This window comes from Pedobacter sp. ASV28 (assembly GCF_016428855.1).
Classification (GTDB): Bacteria; Bacteroidota; Bacteroidia; order Sphingobacteriales; family Sphingobacteriaceae; genus Pedobacter.
Genome location: NZ_JAELTN010000022.1, coordinates 43181 through 59754 on the forward strand (window position 1 = coordinate 43181; position 16574 = coordinate 59754).

The window sequence follows — 16574 nt, forward strand, 5'->3', positions numbered from 1 at the left end:
ACAAACATGCAAACCATCCAATTTGTTGACCTACATACGCAATATCAAAAGATAAAGCCCGAGGTAGATGCTGCAATAGAAAAGGTAATAAATGATAGTGCATTTATAGGGGGTAAATATGTTAACGAATTCGAAATTGCCCTAAAGACCTATTTGGGAGCAGATCATGTAATTCCTTGCGGGAACGGAACCGATGCATTACAGTTGGCGTTAATGGCTTTGGATTTAAAACATGGAGATGAAGTGATTGTTCCAGGTTTTTGTTTTGTCGCACCTGCCGAAGCGGTAGCTTTATTAAATTTGACCCCTGTTTTTGCAGACGTAGATTTTGATACTTTTAATATTAGTGCAGAAACAATCGCATCACTAATTACGGAAAAAACCAAAGCCATTATTGTTGTACATCTTTTTGGACAGCCAGCGAATATGAAAGATATCATAGGATTGGCCAAAAAGCATGATTTAAAAATCATAGAAGATGTAGCACAGGCCTTGGGAGCCAGGGTAAATGTCAATGGAACTTGTTTGCAAGCCGGACTTGCGGGAGATATTGGCTGCACTTCTTTTTTTCCTTCAAAAAATTTGGCCTGCTTTGGCGACGGTGGAGCTGTTTTTTCTAATGACGATGAATTGGCCAAAAAAGTAAGAATGATGGCCAACCATGGCCAACAGAAAAAATATACCCATGAACTTATTGGCGTGAACTCCAGGCTTGATGGTATTCAGGCGGCCATTTTAACCGTTAAGTTAAAGCAGCTAGGAATTTACTTGTTAACTCGCCGCAGGGTTGCTGCTTTTTATAACGAAAGATTGGATAAGATCAACTGGCTTCAAATTCCCTTAGAAACTGAGTATGAAGCGCATTCTTATAACCAATATACCATTATATTAGATCCATCCATACATAGGGCACACCTGGTAGCTTATCTCAAAGAAAAGGGAATTCCAACTATGGTATATTATCCGGGAACGCTGCCGGAGCAGCAAGCCTATCAGGTTTTTTCTAAAGAAAGCCTTAGGAATAGTAAGGAATTATCAAAACGTGTATTATCTTTACCTATGCATACTGAGTTGGAACCAGACCAACAGCAGTTCATATGTAATGCTTTGATAAATTATAAACTATGAGTGGCCCCAATAACTTTATCCATCCTACGGCTGTAGTAGATGAAGGCTGTATGTTGGGAAGTCATATCAAGATTTGGCATTTCTCTCATTTAATGGAACAAACTTCCATTGGAGATCATTGTAATATTGGGCAAAATGTATTTATTGCCAACGGAGTTAAATTGGGAGAAAATGTAAAGGTGCAGAATAATGTTTCTTTATATAATGGTCTATTTTGTGAAGATGATGTGTTTATCGGCCCATCTGTGGTGTTTACCAACGTAATTAATCCTAGGAGTGCTATTAATAGGAAAAATGAATATAAGCCAACTATTCTTCAAAAAGGGGCTTCTATTGGAGCAAATAGTACGATTATATGTGGTCTTACCATAGGGAAATATGCGATGATAGGTGCGGGTTCAGTGGTAACGAAATCGGTGAAACCCTATGCTTTGGTTTATGGAAATCCCGCAAAACAGTATGGCTGGGTTGGAGAATTTGGAAATAAGCTTATCTTTGATAAAAATCAAATGGCTTATTGTCAGGAGACTGATCAACAATATAAACTAGAGAACAACATCGTTGTAAGAATAAAATAAATGAAGCAAAATACATTACCTATTAATTTTGCTGTTATTGGCTATGGTCATATCGGGAAAAAGCATGCCGATATATTAAACAATTATCCCGAATCAAACTTAGCCGCAATTGTAGATCCAAATACCGACCAGTTATTACCTGATGATAGTGTAATCCCCTTCTTTTCGGCATTAGACGACCTTTTAGACAGTAATATTGAATTTGATGTGGCTGTCATCGCTACACCTAACGGACTTCATGCAGAGCATGCCATCAAATGCCTAAATCGGGGCAAACATGTGGTAATAGAAAAACCGGTTGCCCTATCTACATCAGATGCGGAAAAAATATTTGAAATAGCTCGCCTAAATAAAAGAGAGGTATTCTCTGTATTTCAAAATAGATATGCTCCAGTTTCTATTTGGTTAAAAGATATATTAGCTAAACAAAAACTAGGTAAGATATTCATGGTCCAATTGAACTGCTTTTGGAACCGAGATGATCGATATTATAGTGCGGGAAGCTGGCATGGTTCGAAAGAGATGGATGGGGGAACGTTGTTTACACAGTTTAGCCATTATATAGATGCCTTATATTGGTTCTTTGGTGAGATTAATGAAATTAAATCTGAGTTTTTTAACTTTAACCATCACACCACTACCGAATTTGAAGATAGTGGTATAGTTACCTTTAATCTTGAAAATGGTGGCAAAGGATCATTTCATTTTACGACGGCTGTTTACGATAAAAACCTTGAAAGCAACATTACGGTTATTGCAGAGTCCGGCACCATTAAAATTGGGGGACAGTACATGGATTCGCTATTAGAAATGCATGCGGAAGGACTGATGAAACCAGAGGTAAAGGATTATATTACGACCAATCATCAGAATTTTCTTTATGATGTAATTCTACGACTTCAGCAAGGCAAAAAATCAGCTGTTTCACAGCAGGAAGTTCTAATGGTGATTGATATTATCGAACGGATGTATCAGCCAGTAGCACTATCGAAAGTTTAGTTCAATCTTCAGTGCAAGTAAGATACTTTATTATATTTTTGTAGGGAATAACTCAAGAAACTGTTTTGAAAAAAATATTAATTACCGGAGGTGCCGGATTCATAGGCTCACATGTAGTACGTAGATTTGTTAATCATTATCCCGATTATACCATTGTCAATCTGGACAAGTTAACCTATGCAGGGAATTTGGCCAATTTGACCGATGTGGAAAATAAACCAAATTATAGATTTGTTAAAGTAGATATTACAGATTCTATTGCTTTAAATGATCTTTTTTATGCGGAAAACTTTGATGCTGTCATTCATTTGGCGGCAGAAAGCCATGTAGACCGCTCTATCTCAGACCCAACTGCATTTGTAATGACCAATGTTATTGGCACCGTAAATCTTTTAAATGCGGCAAAAGATAACTGGAAAGGTCAGTATGATCAAAAGCGGTTTTATCATATCAGTACGGACGAAGTTTATGGAGCACTTGGTAAAGAAGGTATGTTTGTGGAAAGCACAGCCTATGATCCACATAGTCCCTACTCAGCTTCGAAGGCAAGTTCTGACCATTTTGTCCGGGCCTATCATGATACTTATGGTTTAGATTGTGTAATCTCCAATTGCTCAAATAATTATGGTTCGCACCATTTTCCTGAAAAACTAATTCCATTAGCTATAAACAATATTAAAAATAATAAACCGGTACCTGTATATGGAAAGGGCGAGAATGTAAGAGACTGGCTTTGGGTTGAAGATCATGCCAGGGCAATTGATGTCATTTTCCATAAAGCAGAAACGGGCGAAACGTATAATATTGGTGGTCACAACGAATGGAAAAATATTGATCTTATCCATTTGTTATGTAGCATTATGGACAAAAAATTGGGCAGACAAGAAGGTGAATCTGCCAAACTGATAACTTTTGTGACCGACAGGGCTGGACATGATCTGCGCTATGCCATTGACTCTACCAAACTGCAAGAGAAATTAGGCTGGATTCCTAGTTTACAGTTCGAAGAAGGATTGGAAAAAACAGTGGACTGGTATCTTGAAAATGAAGAGTGGCTGAGCAATGTAACCTCAGGTAACTATCAATCTTATTACGAAAAGCAATATCATACTAAATAATGGTGTTCAGCAGATAAGGATATGGGAGAAATACTTGTTATAGGCGCTGGTGGTCAATTGGGTCAATGTATTAAAAAAGTAATTGCCGATAGCGGCAGGAACGGGTTTGTTTTTCCGGAAGAAGGCCAAGCAGATATTTTAGATACCGTACGCTTAGAGGAACTGTTTAAGACAGCCCAGCCAAAATATGTAGTGAATTGTGCTGCTTATACGGCAGTTGATAAAGCAGAAGATGAACCAGAGTTGGCCAAGGCCGTCAATGAAATCGGCGCTAAAAACTTGGCCGTTTTATGTCGATCATTTGGCGCCATATTGATCCATATTTCTACTGACTTTGTGTTCGAGGGAAATGAGGTCAAGTTGCTTAAAGAGAACGATGAGGTCAAGCCAATTAATGTATATGGATTGACTAAATTGGATGGAGAAAAAGCAATTATTGCTACTTTGGCATCGCACATCATCATCAGGACAAGCTGGCTATATTCTGAATATGCGAACAACTTCGTTAAAACTATGCTCAAGCTTGGAGCAGATCGTGAGGAATTGAATATCATAGCTGATCAAGTAGGGACACCTACTTATGCCATTGATCTGGCAAATGCGATAGTTGATGTGATAGAAAGTCCGAGTAAAGAATTTGGCATCTACCATTTCAGCAATGAAGGAGTAACCTCTTGGTACGATTTTGCAAAAGCCATATTTGATCTGAACGGAAATAAGATAAAGCTAAATCCTATTCCTACCAGTGCATATCCTACAAAGGCTAAAAGACCTTCATTTTCTGTAATGGATAAAAGTAAGATAAAAAAAGATTATAAGGTACAAGTGCCTTATTGGCTAGATAGCCTTAAAGCTTGCATGAAGGTGCTAAAATCAACCAACCAATAAAAACATAGCTTTTACGAATAATTAAAACTAAACATATGAAAGGTATAATACTAGCTGGCGGTAGTGGCACACGTTTACATCCTTTAACGTTGGCCTGCAGTAAACAAATGATGCCCGTTTACGATAAACCAATGATTTATTATCCTTTATCTACTTTAATGCTAGCGGGTATTAATGAAATCCTCATTATCTCTACGCCTTATGACCTGCCCAACTTTGAAAAATTGTTAGGAGATGGAAGTAGCTTGGGTTGTAAATTTAGCTATGCTGTACAGCCAGCCCCAAATGGCCTTGCCCAGGCATTTGTGATTGGAGAAGAGTTTATAGGGACAGACAAAGTAGCCCTAGTGTTGGGAGATAATATTTTTTATGGAGATGGCATGGCAAAACTATTACAAGGTAGTGCTAATCCAGATGGAGGGGTTGTTTTTGCCTATCAGGTATCAGACCCTGAAAGATATGGGGTCGTTGAATTTGATCAAGATAATAAAGTGGTTTCCATTGAAGAGAAACCTTTAGCACCAAAATCAGATTATGCTGTGCCTGGCTTATATTTTTACGATAACGAAGTGGTAGAGATAGCCAAAAACATCAAACCGTCGGCACGTGGAGAATATGAGATTACTGATGTGAATAAGGTATATCTGGAAAGGGGCAAACTTAAGGTTGGGGTATTGAGCAGGGGTACGGCATGGTTGGACACCGGTACATTTGCTTCTTTAATGCAGGCAGGCCAGTTTGTTCAAATTATAGAAGAACGTCAAGGCTTAAAAATTGGTTGTATTGAAGAGATCGCCTATCGTATGGGCTATATTGATGCGGCACAGTTAAAAGAGATTGCCAAACCACTGGTAAAAAGTGGATATGGGGAATATCTATTGAGAATTGTAAAATAAATTTATTTTTTGTCATTCCGAGGGATAGCGTATCCCGAAAATCGGGGAGGAAGTCGTAAGCTAAAATTAAATAGACCTGCTGCTTAGCACTTCGCGATCTTCCATCTGCTCGGAATGACAAATTGGATTAACTTTTCTATCTCTCTCCAACCTGTTGCCTCCACATGGCATAATATAAGCCTTTCTCGGCCAATAAGTCCTCATGCTTACCTTGCTCCGTAATCTGTCCCTTCTCTAATACATAGATCCTATCAGCATGGCGAATGGTAGATAAACGATGGGCAATGAGAATGGTAACATGGTGGGTTAATATGGATACTTCTCTAATTGTTGCGGTGATTTCTTCCTCGGTAATTGAATCTAAAGAAGAGGTAGCTTCATCAAATACCAAAATATCAGGATTACGTAATAATGCCCTGGCAATAGAAAGCCTCTGTTTCTCTCCACCAGATACTTTCACCCCACCTTCACCAATTACACTATCTAAGCCTTTCTCTGCTCTTGCCAATAAGGTATGGCAGGCTGCCTGTCTGAGTACTTTCAAACATTCTTCGTCTGTGGCATTTGGCTTAACAAACTGAAGATTTTCTCTAATAGTGCCAGAAAATAACTGGGTGTCTTGTGTTACAAAACCTATCTTCTCCCTGAGTTGATCTAGATCGATTTCGCTTCCTGGAATATTATTATAAAAAACACTGCCTTCTACTGGTTGATATAGACCCACTAATAGTTTTACCAATGTGGTTTTCCCGGAACCAGAAGGACCTACAAAAGCAATGGTCTCCCCATTGTTAACGCTAAAATTAATATGGCTTAAGGCATTGCTTTTTCCAGTAAGGTGTTTAAAGCTTACCTTATCGAAAGTTAGTTTTTCTATTTTGTTTAAAGGCTTTGGGTTGCTGGGTTTTTGATCAATAGGGGTGCTTAGAATGCCTTTAAACCTGCCCAGTGATACTTCGGCCTCTCTCCAGGCTAAAATCACATTGCCGAGCTCCTGTAGCGGTCCGAATAGAAAGAAGGAATAAAATAGAAAAGAGAAATATTGACCTGGAGAAATGGTGTTCTCAAAAATAAGGATCAATAAAACAACAACCATGCTGCTACGTACCAAATTTACGGTAGTGCCCTGTACAAAGCTCATGCTTCTTACATATTTTACTTTTCTTAATTCCAAGCCTAATATCTTATAGGTAGTCTTGTTTAAACGTTCAATTTCCTGATTGGCTAGTCCCAGACTTTTTACCAATTCGATGTTTCTTAAGGATTCGGTGGTAGAGCCTGCCAGGGCAGTAGTTTCTGTCACTATGGATCTTTGTATGGTTTTTATTTTACGGCTCAGAAACCAACTGACGAATGCAATAACCGGAATTGAGGCACCATAAATAAGGGTAACTTTGTAGCTTACGGTAACGGAGTAGACAATAACAAAGACCATCCCAATTAGGCTTACAAATAGAACGCTAATAAAAGAAGTGATAAATTTTTCGCAATCGGTCCTTACCTTTTGTAATATGCCCAATGTCTCCCCACTTCTTTGGTCTTCAAAAACTTGATAGGGTAATTCTAGTGAATGCTTTAGCCCATCGGCATACATTTTCGCACCTACCTTTTGCACAATAATATTGGTAAAGTAATCCTGGAAGTTTTTGGCAATCCTTGAAACCATTGCGGCACCTATGGCCAAGCCCACTAGGCCCAATACACCCCAAATAAATTCAGTCCTGTTTAAGTGATCTTTTTTTTCAATAAATCCATCTACTATCCTACCTGTAAAATAAGGGTCCATTAAAGAAAAACCAATATTTACGGCAGCTAAGACCAAAGCCAGTACAACAACCCATTTATGGGCCTTTAAATATTCAAGTAATAAATTCATTTTTGTTTTGTGATTGCCATGCAAAAATAAAAAAAGGGAATGTAGCTGAACCACATTCCCTTTTATATTACAATATACCGATATTGTTAGGACTTATCGAATGCTCTTAAACAGTCATGATATCTTTTTCTTTGACTTCCGCATGCTTATCTACTTTTATGATATAAGCATCTGTTATCTTTTGTACTTCAGCTTCGCCTGTTTTAATCTCATCATCAGAAACACTCTCTGCCTTTAATTTTTTAATTTTCTCATTGGCATCTTTACGTATGTTGCGGATGGTAATGCGGCCTCTCTCAGCTTCTTCTTTAACTTTTTTAACCAGTTCCCTTCTACGTTCTTCAGTTAATGGAGGAACAACCAATCGAATAATAGAACCGTCATTCTGAGGATTGATACCTATGTTAGCCTCCATGATTGCTCTTTCAATAGGTACCAACATGTTTTTTTCCCAAGGTTGTATGATAAGTGTACGTGCATCTGGTGTGTTGATTGCGCTTACTTGGGCCAAAGGCGTAGCGCTACCATAGTAATCTACCATAATACCATCAAGCATTCCTGCTGATGCCTTTCCAGCTCTAATCTTTGTCAATTCTGATTCACAGTGTACTATGGCTTTATCCATTGTAGCTTGTGCATCGGTTAATTGTTTCTTTATGAGGTCATTCATCTTTCAATGTGTTTGATACAAAAATATAAAAATTAGTTTTACCCTTTTACCAAAGTTCCAATCTCTTCACCTTTGGCAATCTTCATGAAATTACCATTTTTATTCATGTCGAAAACAATAATTGGTAATTGATTTTCTTCACAAAGCGTGAAGGCAGTCATATCCATTACGTTTAATCCCTTGTCATAAACTTCCTTGAATGTAATCTGCCCATATTTTTCTGCTGTTGGCACTTTTTCTGGATCTGCAGTGTAGATCCCATCTACCCTGGTACCTTTTAGAACAACATCTGCTTTGATCTCAATGGCTCTTAATGCCGCAGCAGAGTCTGTGGTGAAATAAGGATTACCTGTTCCTGCACCAAAAATCACCACACGTCCTTTTTCCAAGTGACGTACAGCTCTTCTACGTACAAATGGTTCACAGATCTGCTCCATTTTTATAGCGGACAACAGACGGGTTTTTAGCCCTACCTTTTCCAATGCATCTTGTAGAGCCATGCTATTAATTACGGTGGCCAACATTCCCATATAATCTGCTTGTGCCCTATCCATACCAGATTTTTCCGCACTTAAACCTCTAAAAATATTGCCGCCGCCAATAACGATAGCAATCTCTAGTCCTTCATCATGAACCGCTTTGATATCTTCAGCGTATTGTTTAACACGATCATTATCAATGCCATATTGCTTTTCGCCCATTAGCGATTCCCCGCTAAGTTTAAGTAAGATCCGTTTATATTTCATTTATATGTTTTTGTATTTTCAGTGGTTTTTATGGTTTCAATTATCTTCGAGCTGGTTTATCGGAGATAAGCCTTGCCTACTGCAGACAGGTATCATGGTTTTTTTGAATAGGCATAATGGTATGAAGTTCATGATAGATTTCATAAAGGGCAAAATTATTAAGTTTTTTTAAATTGCTGATGCTTTATCTCTTTTAATTTCTTCTCCCCTGAAAAATACCTTTTCTAAGGCTAATTTTTTATCCAGTATAACTAAATTGGCCTGAGCACCTAATGCTATGGAACCAATGGAAGACTCTTTTTGGATTAATTTTGCTGGGTAGTAGGTCGCCATATTTATTGCGGTAGGTAGATCGATTTCACAATAGTCTACACAATTCTTAATGGCCTGTAGCATGGTTAATGCAGATCCTGATAATGTGCCGTCTGGCATGACGAACTTACCATTTATAAGATGGTGCCGATAAGGGCCTTCATGGCATTCAGTTACAGCATCAGTGATTAAAAAGAGTCGATCGTTCATGAGCTTTTGTGCTAACTTAACTACTTCAAAATCTACATGGTGACCATCTGCAATAATACTGGCCATCGCTTTATTGTGATTAAATACCGCAGTTGGTATGCCAGGTTGCCGGTGCAGTATGGGCGACATGGCATTAAATAGATGGGTAGTGGTTTGTATGCCATTGTTGTATGCCCTTGTGGCTTCATCAAAAGTGGCATCACTATGTCCCAATGAAATGACAATGCCATGGTCTAATAAGTACTCAATTATTTCATCATCTTGAAGCTCTGGTGCTAAGGTGATCATCTTAACCGTGCCGTCGGCGAAGTCGACCAATTTCTTTATTTCATCCAATGAGGCTTTTCTGATATATTTAGAAACATGTGCACCTCGCTTCTTGGGGTTGATAAAGGGCCCTTCTAAATGTAGGCCTAAACAGTTTCTACTATATTTTCGATGTGTTTTAACCACATCTATACATTGGTTGAAAACTTCGGGAGTATTGGTGGCCAAACAAATAAGGAAACCCGTAGTACCTTGATTTAATAATTCATCTTCAATATGGATGATATTTTCCAAACTAGGCTGCGCTGAAAATAGCTTGCCCGCTGCGCCATAGATCTGAAGATCTATAAACCCTGGTACTATAAAAGTATCATTATGTTCATTTGTATCAACGGTATTTATAGAAATAATTTTTCCATTTTTGATTGTTATTGATTGGTTCCGCTTTATATGGTTACCATCAAAATAGTTGTAGTTGCTAAAAAATTGCATTTATACTATGCATTTTTGTAAATTTCCCCTAATTGTTTTGCATGAAGAATAGGATTATGATATTCTGCTATTCTTGCAACAGCCCCTTGGGCTTTTTGCCTTATTATGGATTTGTCTGCTATGATATTTGATATGATAGATTTTAACTGGGTTTTTATGTTATTTGAAATGTTCATTTGATCAGTTTTATAGTTTAAAAGCTCTCCATAAATATTTTTCTCCAGCTTAATGATCCATCCACAATTATCATTGTTGATTTCAGGAATAGCCCTTATATCGGTTGTTATTACAGGTACTCCCGAAGCTTGCATTTCTAGTATAGAATAGCCAAAACTATCTGACCATGTGGGTAATAATCCTACATCTGTGGTTTTTAGTAAAGATAACACATTAGCATTTGGTAGATGATGGAAATGTTTAATCCAACTAGAGTTTTTATTGATAATTTCATTGCTTTTGACAATTTTAGCTTCACTGCTATTGACATACCATTCTTGTCTTATATCAGCTACTATTGTTAGCTTTATTGGAAGGTTAGTTTCGCATTTAAGTTCATTAAAAGCAATGAGTATCTCATATCCTCCTTTCCTGAAAAAATCTTTTCCTATGAAAGTAAAATGTAGGGCACTTTTTTTTTCTATATTTTTATTGCCATTTATATTTAATAATGCTTGTGGAGGAAGTAGGGTAATTAATTTGCCATAATCAAAGCCTTCAGCTTTTATTTGAGAGCAAAAATCATACTGAATACGTCTTGCACATTCTGACATTGCAATTAGTCCCAGACAATTTTTAGAAGAAAGGGGCTTTAAGAATTTTACCAAATGGTTATTGCCTAAAAATTTCGTGTAATTAGGAGCATTTTCCTTATGCTCATTTAATAATAATGAATGTCTAGGTACAATGGTTTCAAAAGTCGTTAGCCAAGGTGTATTTGAACCAGAAATTATGCCATTAAATAGGTGATAAAGCTGCGGTTTCCTAGGGAAAGAATATTTTGGATAGAAAATGTTTTTGAGGTCTCCTGCTTGATCAGAAATTGGTATATACTTGTTAAAGTAAGAAATCAATAACCCTATATCGTAAGTGTTTAAGAAATGATTTGTGTTTTGAGCATAAGTTATGTTTCTGTTCACTGCATAATTGCTATAGCCTACTCCAATGATTTTCATAATTAAAGGTAGGAAAAAATAATAAAGAAAATTTCCAATTTGAAGACCTCTTACATTCGATTTTAAAGACAGAATTCCTGAATGGCTCTGTTTGAAATAGCTATAGTTAATTTTTAAGAACACACTTAACAGCCACTTATTTGATAAGAAGCAGTTTTATAATAGTTTTTATTTAGTCTCTATTATTAGCAATCACTTAAAATTGGACAGGAAGTTCATAACGTAAATTTTAAGTGAAATTGAACAAATTTAAGCTTTGTATTCTATATTTGGGACATACCTAACATCTATATTATGAAAACAACAGAACAAGGAGCACTCCCTAGGAGAGGTTTTCTTAAAACTACCTTGACTCTAGGAGGCACTGCATTATTGGCGCCCCAATTAGCTGTGGCACAGGTTGTAGAAAGTCAAAATTCATTTGATATTGCAGCCGGGCCTTATTTGCAAACTAATTTCGATAATTCCATGGCTATCCTATGGCTTACCAATAAGCCAGCGGCAGGATGGGTGGAATATGGGGAAACACCCGATAGCCTCAGCTTTAAGGCCTACGGAAAAAGTGAATTTGGCTTAAGACCTGCAAATAGTAAACTAAATTTGGTAGAGCTGAAAAACTTGAAACCAGGTAGAACTTATTATTATAAGATTGTGGTAAAAGAAATTTTAAACTTTCAGCCCTACAAGCTTACTTATGGTGATACGATCAGAACAGAAGTAAATCATTTTATCAATGCCGATGTTAAAAAGGATGAGGTAAGGTTTATGATGATGAATGATATACATGACAGGCCACAGTCTATCCCACAGTTATTGGCATTAGATAAGGAAATGAATAATGATTTTGTATTCTTCAATGGAGATATATTCGATTATCAGACAGATGAACAGCAAATTATTGATCACATGCTGAAACCGTGTATAGACACTTTTGCCAAAACAACCCCGTTTATATATGTAAGGGGAAATCATGAAACTAGAGGTAAGTTTGCTAGAGAGTTTCCTCAGTATTTCCAAAATGTGGGCTATACCGCTTTTACACTTGGCCCTGTAAGATTTATAATATTGGATACGGGAGAAGATAAGGAAGATACCCACCCGGTGTATGCGGATATTGTAGATTTTGATGACTATAGGATACAACAAGCCTCGCTATTACAACAAGAAATAGAGAGCAAAGCCTTTAAAAAAGCGACGTTTAAAATAGTGATGATGCATATTCCGCCACGTTATTCAGGCGATGCCCATGGGCCTAAACACTGCACCGAAGTTTTCGAACCTTTACTTAATAAAGGAAAGGTAGATCTGGTACTTAGCGGACATACACATCAATATAAGGTACATCTGCCTGAAAAGGGTTTGAATAATTATCTCTTGTTTATTGGAGGAGGTCCTAGAGACGGTACAAGAACGTTAACCAAAGTTGTGGTGAATGGACGAGAATTGCTCGTAAAAATGATAAAAGACGATGGGACCGAAGTAGGATCATATTCCATTAGAAAATAGTGTTTTCCTGGCCGAGATGAGCAAAAAATAAAGGGCTTCAATATTATATTGAAGCCCTTTATAATTTTTTATAGGTTATTTATTAAGCACCCAATTGTACGCGTTTGAAAGCAGTAACTGTTAATCCTTTAACAGTATTGTCTAAGAATTTACGAACATCTATCGAACTATCTTTAACAAACTCTTGGTTTAATAAAGTACTGTCTTTGTAGAATTTGTTCAATTTACCAGCAGCGATCTTTTCAACCATTTCTTCTGGTTTACCTTCTTGACGGATAACATCTTTAGCAATTTCAATTTCACGCTCGATAGTAGCCGGATCAACACCTTCTTTATCAACAGCAACTGGGTTCATGGCTGCAATTTGCATGGCTACATCTTTACCAGCTTCTGTAATATCTACACCATTAGCACCCTCAAATACCACTAAAACACCCATTTTACCATTAGAGTGGATATAAGAAACGATTTTCTCGCCAGTTATATTTGCGTACTCTTGAATAACGATTTTCTCACCGATTTTACCAGTTAATTCAGTTATAGTTTCGGCAACTGTACGTCCATCTTCCAAAGAAATAGCTGATAATTCTTCAGCAGAAGCAGGATTGTTTGCTACTGCTGCAGCTAAAACAGCCTGAGCTAGATTACGGAAATCTTCAACTTTAGAAACTGGCTCAGTTTCACAAGCCAAAGCAACTAATTTACCATTTGTGCCATCTGCTGAAACATTGATTGATACTAGACCTTCAGAAGTAGCATTACCAGAACGAGCGGCAGATACTTTTTGACCTTTTTTGCGCAATAAATCAACTGCAGCTTCGAAATCACCGTTTGCTTCAGTTAAAGCTTTTTTGCAATCCATCATGCCGGCACCTGTTTGTTGACGTAATTTGTTTACGTCTGCCGCAGAAATTTGTACTGTAGACATCTTTAAAAATTTTATAAGTTTTTTTAAATGTTAAGAGTTGTAAGTTATCGGTTGCAGGACTAATCCCATAACGCGTAACTCACAACTCATAACTATAATTTTTATTAAGCTTCTGTATTATCTTCTGTTGAAGCTTCAGCTTCAGCAGTTTCTTTTTTAACAGCTTTTTTAGCTGGAGCCTCAGGAGCATCTGCAGCAGCTTTAACAGCTACAGCCTCTTTTTCTGCTTCTTCATCTTTTTCGCGTTTACGCTCATCTAAACCTTCTTCGATAGCTTTAACAATGATGTCCGTAATCAATGAAATTGATTTGGTTGCATCATCATTCGCTGGAATTGGGAAGTCGATGTTTGAAGGATCAGAGTTGGTATCAACCATTGCAAAAGTAGGAATGTTTAATTTCAAAGCCTCTGCAACTGCGATGTGCTCTTTCTTCACGTCGATTAAAAAGATAGCAGCTGGTAAACGATTAAGATCGGCAATACCACCCAATAAGTTTTCTAATTTGATACGTTCACGTTGGATCATTAAACGCTCTTTTTTAGAAAGGATAGCATAAGTACCGTCTTTAGTCATTTTATCGATGTTCGACATCTTTTTGATGGACTTGCGTACTGTAGCGAAGTTGGTCAACATACCACCTAACCAACGCTCGGTTACGAAAGGCATGTTTACCTTTTTTGCTTGTTCAGCAACAATTTCTTTAGCTTGTTTCTTGGTCGCTACAAATAAGATCTTACGACCAGATTTTACGATTTGTTTAATCGCAGAGGCAGCTTCCTCAGTTTTAGTTAAAGTTTTGTTTAAATCTATAATGTGGATACCATTGCGTTCCATAAAAATATATGGGGCCATTTTTGGGTTCCATTTGCGGGTAAGGTGACCAAAGTGAACACCTGCATCCAATAAGTCTTGATATGTAGTTCTTGCCATTGTTTTGTCTCCTTAAGATTAACGTTTACTGAATTGGAATTTCTTACGAGCTTTCTTACGTCCTGGTTTCTTACGCTCAACCATACGCATATCGCGGGTTACTAACCCTTTAGCACGCAATGCAGATTTCTTATCAGCATCTAACTCAACAATAGCTTTAGCAATTGCTAAACGAACAGCTTCCGCTTGTCCTTTAACACCACCACCTGCAACATTTACAGTCACATCATATTTACCAATAAGTTCCGCAACTTCGAAAGATTGGTTTACGATATATTGCAAAGGCAAGGTTGGAAAGTATTCTTTATGATCTTTACCATTTACGGTAATAGTGCCGTTGCCATCTTTTAAATAGATACGTGCAACTGCAGTTTTTCTTCTACCTGAAGTGTTTGTTGTTGACATTTCTTTTCTCTTTTAATTAAAGTGTAATGGTTTTAGGCGATTGCGCAGCATGTGGATGCTCAGCACCTGCATAAACAAATAAATTGGTGTACAATTTCTTGCCCAATTTAGTTTTAGGTAACATACCACGAACAGCTTTCTCTACAATGCGCTCTGGGTGTTTTGCCAATAACTCTTTAGGAGAAATGAAACGTTGACCACCTGGGTAACCAGTGTAACGAACATATTCTTTTTCAGTTAACTTGTTTCCAGTTAACTTAACCTTGTCTGCATTAATAACAATTACGTTATCTCCGCAGTCTACGTGTGGGGTGTACTCGGGCTTGTTTTTACCTCTAATAATCATAGCGATCTTAGAAGACAAGCGCCCCAAAATCTCTCCTTCAGCATCAACTACAACCCATTGTTTGTTAACGGTTTTAGCATTCGCAGAGACAGTTTTGTAACTTAACGTATTCACTTGCTTTTATTTAATTTGTTAAAAAATATTATTATCCCCAGTTTTTTAGGGACTGCAAAGATACGGAGAATACTTTAAATACCAAATAGTTGAAAGAAAAAAGTTGAGGGTTACGAGTGATGTGTTGAGAGATGTTTTTTTGAAAAGCGAGTGCGGCAACCTTTTTGTCCCGAAAGTCCCGCTTTTCCTTACAATCTTTTGTCATGTTCGTCATTGCGAGGAACGAAGCAATCTCAAGCAAAAGTATTTCCACTGCAATCGGGTTTAATGTCGAATCGTTGCCATAAAAAAAGCCTATCGAAATGGACGATAGGCTTTAATTGTTGTATGTAGTAACCTTATTTTCTCACCAACTTAATAGACATCGTTTTTGTCTCCTTACCCTCTTTAGTGTCGTACATTTCCATCAATTGGTTATTGTCATCAACAATGGTAAAGACTTCTCTAAACTGTATTTGTTTTCCGGATGCAGGATCAGTTGTGTTTCCTTTAAAGGTCATTACCTTATTATTGCCTTTATCAAAATTGCCCTCGGCATACATCAAGCCCGTGCCCATATTGTCCATCCAGGTGCTGATGTAGACTTTTCTGGCATTGTCGTAAGCCATGGTGTTCATCCCTTCAAAGGGCATTTTATCCATGATGCCTTTATAGGTAGATTGTTGATAGCGACCGCCTAATACCATCTTGGTTTCGGCTTTAATACCAGGATTGGTAGACATTACTGAGCCATCTGGTGCGAGGAAGGAAATTTCTGCTTCCCAGTTTCCAGCCGATTTAGCGAGCCATTGGTGTTCATTTCCAGGTTTCATGTAAGCTTCCCAAGCTTTCATCATTTCGGCAGAGTCAATGGGTTTAGAAGCCGTATCCGCCATAGAGGTGTTAACCATTTTGTTATCGCTCGTACTTTCCTTTTTCTCGCTGTTGCAGGCTATAGCAAATAACATCACCATTCCTACAGCTAATATTAGATTTTTCATGCTAATTTTAA

General features: G+C 37.5%; 17 protein-coding genes. 7 read left to right on the plus strand and 10 right to left on the minus strand.

Annotated features, from left to right (window positions below):
• Positions 1 to 6 precede the first annotated feature (6 nt).
• From JHD79_RS10175 to rfbA, 6 genes are all read left to right on the plus strand, one after another.
• Positions 7 to 1128, plus strand: coding sequence for a DegT/DnrJ/EryC1/StrS aminotransferase family protein (locus tag JHD79_RS10175; RefSeq protein WP_199119119.1), 1122 nt, complete (start codon positions 7 to 9; stop codon positions 1126 to 1128).
• Positions 1125 to 1706, plus strand: a complete 582-nt coding sequence (locus tag JHD79_RS10180) for an acyltransferase (RefSeq protein WP_199119120.1) — start codon at positions 1125 to 1127, stop codon at positions 1704 to 1706. Before JHD79_RS10175 ends, JHD79_RS10180 begins: the two co-directional genes overlap by 4 nt.
• The gene (locus JHD79_RS10185; RefSeq protein ID WP_199119121.1) at positions 1707 to 2705 is read left to right on the plus strand and encodes a Gfo/Idh/MocA family protein; all 999 of its coding nucleotides are present in this window, start codon (positions 1707 to 1709) and stop codon (positions 2703 to 2705) included. It abuts the gene before it with no gap.
• A gap of 65 nt (positions 2706 to 2770) precedes the next feature.
• Entirely contained in the window at positions 2771 to 3823 is a 1053-nt protein-coding gene (gene rfbB, locus JHD79_RS10190; RefSeq protein WP_199119122.1) for a dTDP-glucose 4,6-dehydratase, read from the plus strand.
• A gap of 21 nt (positions 3824 to 3844) precedes the next feature.
• Positions 3845 to 4711: a dTDP-4-dehydrorhamnose reductase gene (gene rfbD / locus JHD79_RS10195; protein WP_199119123.1), complete on the plus strand. Its 867-nt coding sequence runs from the start codon at positions 3845 to 3847 to the stop codon at positions 4709 to 4711.
• 35 nt (positions 4712 to 4746) lie between these two features.
• Positions 4747 to 5607, plus strand: a complete 861-nt coding sequence (rfbA, locus tag JHD79_RS10200; RefSeq protein WP_199119124.1) for a glucose-1-phosphate thymidylyltransferase RfbA — start codon at positions 4747 to 4749, stop codon at positions 5605 to 5607.
• Positions 5608 to 5743: 136 nt separating this feature from the next.
• On the opposite strand, the gene JHD79_RS10205 is transcribed toward rfbA, so the two are convergent.
• From JHD79_RS10205 to JHD79_RS10225, 5 genes are all read right to left on the minus strand, one after another.
• A complete protein-coding gene (locus JHD79_RS10205; protein ID WP_199119125.1) occupies positions 5744 to 7483 on the minus strand; it encodes an ABC transporter ATP-binding protein in 1740 nt (579 codons plus the stop codon).
• Between the two features lie 106 nt (positions 7484 to 7589).
• Positions 7590 to 8153, minus strand: coding sequence for a ribosome recycling factor (gene frr, locus JHD79_RS10210; protein WP_199119126.1), 564 nt, complete (start codon positions 8151 to 8153; stop codon positions 7590 to 7592).
• A 38-nt stretch (positions 8154 to 8191) separates the two neighbouring features.
• Entirely contained in the window at positions 8192 to 8899 is a 708-nt protein-coding gene (gene pyrH / locus JHD79_RS10215) for a UMP kinase (protein WP_199119127.1), read from the minus strand.
• Between the two features lie 168 nt (positions 8900 to 9067).
• A complete protein-coding gene (nagA, locus tag JHD79_RS10220; protein WP_199119128.1) occupies positions 9068 to 10180 on the minus strand; it encodes an N-acetylglucosamine-6-phosphate deacetylase in 1113 nt (370 codons plus the stop codon).
• Positions 10181 to 10185: 5 nt separating this feature from the next.
• The gene (locus JHD79_RS10225; RefSeq protein WP_199119129.1) at positions 10186 to 11352 is read right to left on the minus strand and encodes a glycosyltransferase; all 1167 of its coding nucleotides are present in this window, start codon (positions 11350 to 11352) and stop codon (positions 10186 to 10188) included.
• A gap of 294 nt (positions 11353 to 11646) precedes the next feature.
• Between JHD79_RS10225 and JHD79_RS10230 the strand changes: the two genes are divergently transcribed.
• Entirely contained in the window at positions 11647 to 12858 is a 1212-nt protein-coding gene (locus JHD79_RS10230; RefSeq protein ID WP_199119130.1) for an FN3 domain-containing metallophosphoesterase family protein, read from the plus strand.
• A gap of 82 nt (positions 12859 to 12940) precedes the next feature.
• Here the strand turns inward: JHD79_RS10230 and tsf are convergent, their stop codons facing one another.
• From tsf to JHD79_RS10255, 5 genes are all read right to left on the minus strand, one after another.
• Entirely contained in the window at positions 12941 to 13786 is an 846-nt protein-coding gene (gene tsf, locus JHD79_RS10235) for a translation elongation factor Ts (RefSeq protein WP_199119131.1), read from the minus strand.
• Positions 13787 to 13890: 104 nt separating this feature from the next.
• Positions 13891 to 14718, minus strand: coding sequence for a 30S ribosomal protein S2 (rpsB, locus tag JHD79_RS10240; protein ID WP_199119132.1), 828 nt, complete (start codon positions 14716 to 14718; stop codon positions 13891 to 13893).
• An 18-nt stretch (positions 14719 to 14736) separates the two neighbouring features.
• Positions 14737 to 15123, minus strand: a complete 387-nt coding sequence (gene rpsI, locus JHD79_RS10245; RefSeq protein WP_199119133.1) for a 30S ribosomal protein S9 — start codon at positions 15121 to 15123, stop codon at positions 14737 to 14739.
• Between the two features lie 16 nt (positions 15124 to 15139).
• Positions 15140 to 15583 (minus strand): 50S ribosomal protein L13, encoded by a 444-nt coding sequence (gene rplM / locus JHD79_RS10250; protein ID WP_199119134.1) that lies wholly within the window; start codon positions 15581 to 15583, stop codon positions 15140 to 15142.
• Between the two features lie 338 nt (positions 15584 to 15921).
• Positions 15922 to 16563 carry a DUF1579 domain-containing protein gene (locus JHD79_RS10255; RefSeq protein ID WP_199119135.1) on the minus strand — a complete coding sequence of 214 codons (642 nt, stop codon included), beginning with the start codon at positions 16561 to 16563 and terminating at the stop codon, positions 15922 to 15924.
• Positions 16564 to 16574 lie beyond the last annotated feature (11 nt).

Coding starts and splice junctions, on each gene's coding strand:
- JHD79_RS10175 (WP_199119119.1), top strand. CDS start 7: ATGCAAACCATCCAATTTGTTGACCTACATACGCAATATCAAAAGATA.
- JHD79_RS10180 (WP_199119120.1), top strand. CDS start 1,125: ATGAGTGGCCCCAATAACTTTATCCATCCTACGGCTGTAGTAGATGAA.
- JHD79_RS10185 (WP_199119121.1), top strand. CDS start 1,707: ATGAAGCAAAATACATTACCTATTAATTTTGCTGTTATTGGCTATGGT.
- rfbD (WP_199119123.1), top strand. CDS start 3,845: ATGGGAGAAATACTTGTTATAGGCGCTGGTGGTCAATTGGGTCAATGT.
- rfbA (WP_199119124.1), top strand. CDS start 4,747: ATGAAAGGTATAATACTAGCTGGCGGTAGTGGCACACGTTTACATCCT.
- JHD79_RS10205 (WP_199119125.1), bottom strand. CDS start 7,483: ATGAATTTATTACTTGAATATTTAAAGGCCCATAAATGGGTTGTTGTA.
- frr (WP_199119126.1), bottom strand. CDS start 8,153: ATGAATGACCTCATAAAGAAACAATTAACCGATGCACAAGCTACAATG.
- pyrH (WP_199119127.1), bottom strand. CDS start 8,899: ATGAAATATAAACGGATCTTACTTAAACTTAGCGGGGAATCGCTAATG.
- nagA (WP_199119128.1), bottom strand. CDS start 10,180: ATGCAATTTTTTAGCAACTACAACTATTTTGATGGTAACCATATAAAG.
- JHD79_RS10225 (WP_199119129.1), bottom strand. CDS start 11,352: ATGAAAATCATTGGAGTAGGCTATAGCAATTATGCAGTGAACAGAAAC.
- JHD79_RS10230 (WP_199119130.1), top strand. CDS start 11,647: ATGAAAACAACAGAACAAGGAGCACTCCCTAGGAGAGGTTTTCTTAAA.
- tsf (WP_199119131.1), bottom strand. CDS start 13,786: ATGTCTACAGTACAAATTTCTGCGGCAGACGTAAACAAATTACGTCAA.
- rpsB (WP_199119132.1), bottom strand. CDS start 14,718: ATGGCAAGAACTACATATCAAGACTTATTGGATGCAGGTGTTCACTTT.
- rpsI (WP_199119133.1), bottom strand. CDS start 15,123: ATGTCAACAACAAACACTTCAGGTAGAAGAAAAACTGCAGTTGCACGT.
- JHD79_RS10255 (WP_199119135.1), bottom strand. CDS start 16,563: ATGAAAAATCTAATATTAGCTGTAGGAATGGTGATGTTATTTGCTATA.